Here is a 7343-nt window from a genome sequence, read left to right on the forward strand (position 1 = left end):
ATTTTAGTTGCCTTTTAAGGAGCAACAAGTATTTGAGATATTTCTATCTTTAGATAAATTGTAACGATAAAGAAATTAAATGTCAAATTATTAGAATTATTGATAATACCAATTTCGATGAAAATTAGAACTATTTTTCAGTTTCTAAAATTTGAGCTATTTTTTCAAACGTGTTTCCATTTCGAATCGTAATCTTTTTATAAAAATCTTGCTTTATTAACTGTTTATGGTAAGTTGTTTTTAGATACTCTGCTTCATCGAATTTTCCCCAAAAAACAGCATGATTCCCTATATATACTACCTCATTATGAAAGTTTGCTTTGTTAAGGAACTCTAATATCGAGCTTTTATCTAATTGATAAGAAAAGAATAATACATCTCTTCTAGCCAACTCTTCATTCCACCACTCTGGTAAGTTTGCTTTTTCTTTTAAATATTCTTCTTTCGTCAATAGAGCAAAAGAAATTGAAAACTCATAATGACTTTCTAGTAAATCTTTTATTTTACAAATACAAGTATCGAATGTATCACTACTGCTAAAAAATAAATTCCCACTATTAATATATGAATGAACATTTTCAAAGTTTAAACTTTCTAATAATACTTTCAATTCACTCATTGCTACTTTATTCTTACCACCAACATTTATTCCACGTAGTAAAAGAATGTATCTCACTTTACTATCTCCTTTATTTAAAATTTCCTTTAATGATTATACAACAAATATTAAATCGTTAGTATGAAACAATATCCTTTGTTTGATACCGCATCATACAAATACAATTTTTTAGTTCCTTTTAGGACAACGTATTTATAACTAAAACGTTTCTCCTTTAACAAATTCTCTATTTGATTTTGCTTTTCTTTTAATATTTGGTTCTTTTTACTTTCAGTATTAAAGATATTACTAAATTCTTTTTGATAAATCACTTCAAGATTAGCATCATCATTATTAAAGTTAACTTCATCCTCTAAAGAAAAAGAGTAAATATCAAATCGGTCATTTCCAAATCCTCTCTCACTTTTATAGTCCAATTTTACATTTTGAACAGAAGTCCCTAATTCAGAAAGCTCATTTCTATTGTTCCCTAGCAAATTATAAAAGGCAAAGATACAGGTTACTAATAACAATAACAAAATAATACTTTTTTTCATTGAATATCCACCTCGTTTTGCAACTCGAAAAAATAACTCTAACCCTTTCCTTCTCTCATTATTATAACCTCAATACTATTCAAAAAACTGATAATATAAACTTTTTAATCAAATATTAAAAAGCGTCAGACTCACATCTAACGCTTTTCGTAGTTTTCGATTAATTTTTCAATTTCTTCTAGTGACTTTGCAAAATGTATTTGACTTCTATCTTCTTCGCTTAGTAGATTTGTTGTTACCATATGATTGAAAAAAGCTTCTAAATGATCATAATACCCTTCTATATTATAAAAAATACAGATTCCATTTGTTTGACCAACTCTTACCCATGAAACGACTTCTGCAATTTCTTCGAGTGTTCCTGGACCTCCCGGAAGTGCAATATACACTTCACTTAATTCAATCTCTTTATTTTTACGTTCTGACATCGTTTCAACAATATGAAGTTTGGTGATATCTTTTTTTGCGATTTCACGATCCACAAAAAATTGTGGCATGACGCCAATGACTTGTCCACCTGCATTCATAACAGAAGTTGCAATCACTCCCATTAAGCCAGTATTTCCTCCACCGTAAACAAGTGTGTGATTCATATTCGCTATCCAAAGTCCTAGTTCTTCAGTTTTTTCAGCAAAACTAAGACTACTCTGACTAGCGGCACAATAAACTGCAATATTCATAACTTCTCCTTATAAATAAGAGCCGTAAAATCTTACGACTCTATTGTGATTATTTAAATGCTGCAATAATTTCTTCAGCAATATCTTTTGAACAGATAACCCCTGTAGTCTTTTTGTTTGGTACTAAGAAGTCAACTTCTTTTCCATCTACCGTACTATAGTGTAAATCTAATTCTTTTGCAATTACCATACCAGCAGCAATATCCCATGGTGCTAGTAATGTTGAAACATAAGCAACAGATTTTCCTAATACTACTTGGATATGTTCAATTGAAGAAGCTCCATAAGTACGAGTGACCATTGCTTTACGAATCATTGATGCTTCTTTTTCATTTGCTTCTAATAACATAAATCCGTTTACGTTAATAGAGCTATCACCGATACTATGAACTTCTGGCTTAGATAAACGACGTCCATTGCAATAAGCACCGTAGTCTTTAATCCCATAAACAAAGCGGTCACGCATAACATCATAAATGTAACCTAATAAACCAACGCCATCTTTATATAAGGCAACCATAATCCCAAAATCTTCTTGACGTTTTACAAAGTTTAATGTGCCATCGATTGGATCGATTAACCATACATATCCGTCCATTGAAGTTAATTCGTCACCGAATCCTTCTTCTCCCATAATTTTATGTGTTGGGAATTGTTCACGAATTTTTGAAATTAAAAATTGTTCGATTTCTTTATCAACATTCGTTACTAAGTCATTACGACTAGTTTTTGTATCAACTGTAATTGATTCACCAAAGCTATGACGAATTTTATTTCCAGCCTCCATAATCCAATCATTGACTAATAAATGTGTTGCAAATAAATCCATAACTAACATCCTTTCTATTGTTCCATTTTAATTCTTTTTGAAGTATTTTTACTCATTTGAACCACACGATATAAACTATATCCAGAAACCGATTCAAATTCTTTACCAAGTCTCTTTTCCTCGCCGATACTTTTTACAATAGTTTTGAAATCTTTATATCGTTTGATAAATACTTCAGTTTCAATTCCACGTTCATAAGCATCTTCTACGGCATTCCATAATGCAATGACCGTTGACATTTCTTGGTGAGTCCAATCCAAGTCTAATGGATAACTATAATTTGCCAAATAAGTCCCTCCTCAAAAAAGTACACTGTTTAGTATACACCTTTTTCATTAAAATAAAAAGGCTTATTCTTGCATCTACTATTCTAAGTTAATACGAATATTCTTCCAGTTTCCTGATTTAAATCTAAATAAAATAATAAGCCAACGAATAAATTGATCAATGAATACCGCATACCAAGCTCCTGCTAGACCAAGGTAAAATATATTGACAAATACATAACCTAAACTAACTCGAATTAACACTGACCCTACAAAAATGGCAATCAGAGGCCAAACAGTATCCCCTGCTCCTCTTAGTGCTCCAGAGGTAATTAATTGATGACTTTGGAACGGTTGAACAAATGCTACAATTGTTAAGGCAATCATTGTATTTCGAATAATTTCAGTGTCTGTGGAGTAAAATTCTGCTAAAGTTTTCGAACCAAAAAAGATAAATAGTGACATCCCGATGGCAATGACAAAACCTATTCGTTGACACATTCTTGTATACATTCTTGCCAATTGTTCATTTTTCGCTCCAAGAGATTGCCCCATTAAAGTGGAAGCTGTAATTCCAAAAGCTTGAGCAGGTGAATAAGTTAGATTTAAAATATTTAATGAAATTTGATGCGCCGCATAAACATTTGTCCCCAATCCAGAAACAATATTTAAAAATGAAATAATCCCCACTCTTAATGCTAATTGTTCTAAAGCAGTCGGCAATCCGATTCGAATTAAATCTTTCATCATTTCAAAACGAAATTGGAATTTTTCTTTAAAATCCAAATATAAAACACTCTTTTTAGATAACACATACCTTAAGTTTAACGACATCGCAATGACATTACTTAATGCTGTTGAAATAGCTGCTCCAGTTACTCCAAGCACTGGGAAACCAAATAAACCATAAATTAATACAGCATTCCCAAGTACATTTAAACTATTCGCAATTAAATTATTACGCATCGGAATTTTTGTTTCACCAATTCCACGCAAAGCGGCAGTCATCGTAAATGAAAAGGATTGAAAAATAAATCCAATCATAATCACTCTAAAATATCCTGACCCAACTTCAATAACAGAAGAATCTGCCCCTAAAAAGGATAATACATTGGGAGCTAATACAATCATTAACACTGAAATAGGAAGTACAAATCCTACCATTGCTAGTAACATGACATGTTTTAATACTAGACTAATATTTTTATATTTCTTCGCTCCATAATAACGAGCAATGATGGCTGTTCCCCCAACATTTAATGCTTGTACAAAACTCAATCCTAAAAAAACGGGTTGGTTCGTCATTCCAACAGCAGATACTGCTTGAGCTGCATGTTCTGAAATACGACCTACCATCATCATATCGACCATTCCGAATAAAGATCCTAATAACACTTCAATAAAAACAGGCCATACAATATGAAAAATATTCATTCTTAGCTCTGTTTTATTAAACTTCTGATCTATAATTTCTTCCATGCCATCTCTCCTTCTTTAAAAAGTACTTTCTATTTTATACCTATTAGGAATGTTACGCAACTCAAAATGTTCTAGAAACACAAAAAAGACCGAGAAATCTCGGTCTTCCAAACGTAATGTTTATTAAATATGAATTGGCATACCTAATGCTAATTCAGCTGTATCCATAATAACTTCAGCTAATGATGGATGTGAGTGAATTGTTAATGCGATATCTTCTGCATTCATACCAGCTTCAACAGCTAAACCTAATTCAGCGATTAAGTCACTTGCGCCAACGCCGGCAACTTGTGCACCAACGATTACGTTGTCATCTTTTGTTGTAATTAAACGAACAAAACCTTCTGTTGCATTTAATGAAATAGCACGACCATTTCCTGCTAGAGGGAATTTAGAAGCTTTCACTTTTAATCCAGCATCTTTAGCTTGTTGTTGAGTATAACCAACAGAAGCTAATTCTGGATCAGTGAAGGCAACAGCTGGCATTGCACGATAGTCAACAGCAACTGGTTTACCTGAGATTGCTTCAGCAGCAACTTTACCTTCGTAACTAGCTTTATGTGCTAATGCTGCACCAGGAACGATATCCCCGATTGCAAAAATGTTTTTAATATTTGTACGTCCTTGGTTGTCTACTTTTACTAAACCACGTTCAGTCATTTCAACACCTACAACATCTAATCCTAATTCATCAGTGTTTGGACGGCGTCCTACAGCAACCATTACGTAATCAGCAACGATTGATTGTTCTTTACCATCTACTTCGAATTTAACGGTTACGCTATCGCCATTATCAACAGCTTCTTTAGCCATTGCAGAAGTAATAACTGTAACACCTTTTTTAGCAAAATCATCTTCAACTAATTTCACCATGTCTTTATCAAACATAGAAAGAATGCTTGGAGCACCTTCTAAAATTGTAACTTCAGAACCTAAGTTAGCATAAGCTCCACCTAATTCTGAACCGATTACTCCACCACCGATGACAACTAATTTTTTAGGAACATCTTTTAATCCTAAACCACCAGTTGAATCGATGACACGTCCACCAAATTTGAATCCTTTGATTTCAATTGGACGGCTACCAGTTGCAACAATTGCATGGTTGAATGAGTATGTTTGAGCAGAATCTTCTGTCACAACACGTAATGTGTGGTCATCTACTAGGAAAGCTTCTCCACGAATGATCTCCACTTTATTTTTCTTTAATAAGTACTCAATACCAGAAGTTAATTTTTTAACTACTTGATTATCTTTCCATTCTTGAGTTTTAGCAAAATCTAATACTACTTCTTTAGCAGTTACTCCGAAAACTTCAGAATGTTGAGCTTCTTGATAATGATGTCCTGCAGAAATTAATGCTTTAGATGGAATACATCCAACGTTTAAACACACACCACCAATATATTCTTTTTCAATAATCGCAACTTTTTGTCCTTCTTGCGCTGCACGAATTGCAGCAACATACCCACCAGGGCCGGCACCAATTACGACTGTATCTAGTTCAATAGCGAAATCGCCTACTACCATCTTTTTCACCTCTTAAAAGTTTTCAATAGTGATACGACGTAGACCGAAGGGTTTACGTCGTACTACTAGTTTATAATTAAGCTTCCATTAATAATAATTCTGGATCAGCTAATAAACGTTTTAATTCGTTCATTGCTTTTTGAGCAGTAGCTCCGTCCACGATACGGTGGTCGAAACTTAATGATAATTTCATGTTACGTCCGATTACGATTTCATCGTTTTCGTTAATAACTGGTTCACGAACGATTGTACCTACACCTAAGATAGCTACTTCAGGGTAGTTAATAACTGGTGTAAACCAGCCGCCACCTACTGAACCAATATTTGAAATTGTAATTGTTCCGTGTCCCATATCAGCTGCAGTTAATTTACCTTCGTGAGCTTTAGCTGCTAATGCATTGATTTCATCAGCAATTCCGAACATGCTCTTAGTATTTGCATCTTTAATATTTGGAACGAATAATCCTAAATCTGTATCAGTTGCAATACCGATATTGATGTAGTTTTTGTAAACAATTTCTTGTGTAGCGTCATCAATTGAAGCATTTAATACTGGGAATTTCTTCATTGCTACTGCTAATGCTTTAACAACATATGGTAAGAATGTTAACTTAGTACCTTGTGCTGCAGCAACATCTTTAAATTTCTTACGGTGATCCCATAATTTAGAAACTTCAACTTGATCATGTAATGTTACGTGAGGAGCTGTATGTTTGCTATTTACCATAGCTTTAGAAATTGCTTTACGCATTGGAGTTAATTTCACACGTTCTTCACGTTCTGCTGAACCTACAAATGGTTTAGCTGGTTCTGCTTTAGCAGCTGGAGCCGCTGGTGCTGGTGCTGAAGCAGGTGCTGCCGCTTGAGCTGCTGGTGCTGCTTCTACTGCAGGAGCTGCAACTGGTGCGCCACCGAAGTTATCGATATCTTCACGAGTTACACGTCCACCTTTACCAGTTGGAACAACTGCTGTGATATCAACACCTTTTTCGCGTGCATATTGACGTACTGAAGGCATTGCTAGTACTAATTTACCAGGATTGCTTGCTGCTGGAACTCCTGTTGGTTGTGCTGGAGCCGCTGCTGCCGCTGCTGGAGCTGGACTAGCTGCTGGAGCCGCTGGTGCTGATGGCGCTGCAACTGGTGCAACTCCTTCAGCTGCGATTTCAACAATAACATCTCCTACACGTGCTACTGTTCCTTCAGATACTAAAACTGCAGTAATTGTTCCGCTTACTGGAGATGGAATTTCTTCTACAGATTTGTCATTTTGTACTTCAAATAAAATATCATCTTCAGCGATTGTGTCGCCTACTTTAACATCAATTTTTACGATTTCACCTTCTGCAATTCCTTCACCGATATCTGGTAATTTGAATTGGAATACACCTGCTGCTGGAGCTG

General features: G+C 34.5%; 8 protein-coding genes. All 8 read right to left on the reverse strand.

Annotated features, from left to right (window positions below):
* Window positions 1–130: 130 nt before the first annotated feature.
* Window positions 131–676 carry a DUF1697 domain-containing protein gene (locus RWZ86_RS04350; protein WP_314680333.1) on the reverse strand — a complete coding sequence of 182 codons (546 nt, stop codon included), beginning with the start codon at window positions 674–676 and terminating at the stop codon, window positions 131–133.
* 50 nt (window positions 677–726) lie between these two features.
* A complete protein-coding gene (locus RWZ86_RS04355; protein WP_314112173.1) occupies window positions 727–1155 on the reverse strand; it encodes a hypothetical protein in 429 nt (142 codons plus the stop codon).
* Between the two features lie 137 nt (window positions 1156–1292).
* Window positions 1293–1835 (reverse strand): TIGR00730 family Rossman fold protein, encoded by a 543-nt coding sequence (locus RWZ86_RS04360; RefSeq protein WP_314112175.1) that lies wholly within the window; start codon window positions 1833–1835, stop codon window positions 1293–1295.
* A 49-nt stretch (window positions 1836–1884) separates the two neighbouring features.
* A complete protein-coding gene (locus RWZ86_RS04365) occupies window positions 1885–2664 on the reverse strand; it encodes an inositol monophosphatase family protein (protein WP_314680334.1) in 780 nt (259 codons plus the stop codon).
* Window positions 2665–2678: 14 nt separating this feature from the next.
* Window positions 2679–2951, reverse strand: coding sequence for a UPF0223 family protein (locus RWZ86_RS04370; RefSeq protein ID WP_314680335.1), 273 nt, complete (start codon window positions 2949–2951; stop codon window positions 2679–2681).
* Between the two features lie 78 nt (window positions 2952–3029).
* A complete protein-coding gene (locus RWZ86_RS04375; RefSeq protein WP_314680336.1) occupies window positions 3030–4409 on the reverse strand; it encodes an MATE family efflux transporter in 1380 nt (459 codons plus the stop codon).
* A gap of 123 nt (window positions 4410–4532) precedes the next feature.
* Window positions 4533–5939, reverse strand: a complete 1407-nt coding sequence (gene lpdA, locus RWZ86_RS04380) for a dihydrolipoyl dehydrogenase (protein WP_314680337.1) — start codon at window positions 5937–5939, stop codon at window positions 4533–4535.
* Window positions 5940–6015: 76 nt separating this feature from the next.
* Window positions 6016–7343 (reverse strand): 2-oxo acid dehydrogenase subunit E2 (locus RWZ86_RS04385; protein ID WP_314680338.1); only part of this gene is annotated, 1328 nt, incomplete at its 5' end.

This window comes from uncultured Granulicatella sp., assembly GCF_963545075.1.
GTDB lineage: Bacteria > Bacillota > Bacilli > Lactobacillales > Aerococcaceae > Granulicatella.